Below are 872 nucleotides of genomic sequence, written 5' to 3' on the forward strand. Positions count from 1 at the left end.
GGGTTGCGGAGGTGAGAGCCGGGGCCTCGGACGGTTCAGGGGTCCGTGAGGTGCGGGCCGGGGCCTCGGTCGGTGAGGTGAGAGCCGGGGCCTTGGTCGGCTTAGGGGTGGTTGCGGTGTGAGTCGGGGCCTCGGCTGGTTTGGCGGTGGTTGCGGTGAGAGTCGGGGCCTCGGCCGGTTTGGAGGTGGCTGAGGTGAGGGCCGGGGTCGCGGTGGGCTTGGGTGCGGATGCGGTGGTGGCGGCCGGGGCTTGGACCGGCCTGGGGGTGGTGGAGGTGCGGCGCGGGGCCCCGGCTGACTCAAGGGGGACGTCGGCCGGCGCGGGGGCTCCGGTTTCGGCGGGGCCGGGAGCGGCCTTGGCGTTCTGGTCGGCCTCCGCCCTGCCGGGCCGGGAAGCGGCTGCGAGCTGGGTGGGTGCGGAGTCGGCGGGGCGTACGGAGTCGGCCCGGGCCGGGGTGCGGGAACCCGCGGCCGCTTCCGCGGGCGAGGTCGCCGCGCGCGAGGGGGCGAGCGGTGCGGTGCTGGGCGCGGCTTCCTTTGCAGGGACCGGCTGGCCGGTCGTGGACGTGACCGGCCGCGAGGTGTGTACCGGAGCGGTTGGCTTGGTCGCTGAGGTCGCTGAGGTCGCTGAGGTCGCTGAGGTCGCTGAGGTCGCTGAGGTCGCTGAGGTCGCCGGGGGTGCCGAGGTCGGCGAAATCGCCCTCGCCGCCGAGGTCGGGGAGGACATCGAGGGTGCAGGCTTCGGCGGAGCGGGTTTCGGGGGAGTGGGCCTGGGCTCAGAGAGCTCCGAGGGCTCAGTAGGCGCGGACAGCCCGGGAGTCGGGGACCCCGGCGCCTCGGGCCCCGCCGCCTCGGTCACCGCTGCACCCGAC

General features: G+C 75.7%; 1 protein-coding gene. It reads left to right on the forward strand.

Annotated features, from left to right (window positions below; genetic code table 11):
* Positions 1–560: 560 nt before the first annotated feature.
* A partial coding sequence (locus tag G6045_RS41060) for a hypothetical protein (protein ID WP_408056435.1) occupies positions 561–872 on the forward strand: 312 nt, incomplete at its 3' end.

The organism is Streptomyces mesophilus (assembly GCF_011044995.1).
GTDB lineage: Bacteria > Actinomycetota > Actinomycetes > Streptomycetales > Streptomycetaceae > Streptomyces > Streptomyces mesophilus.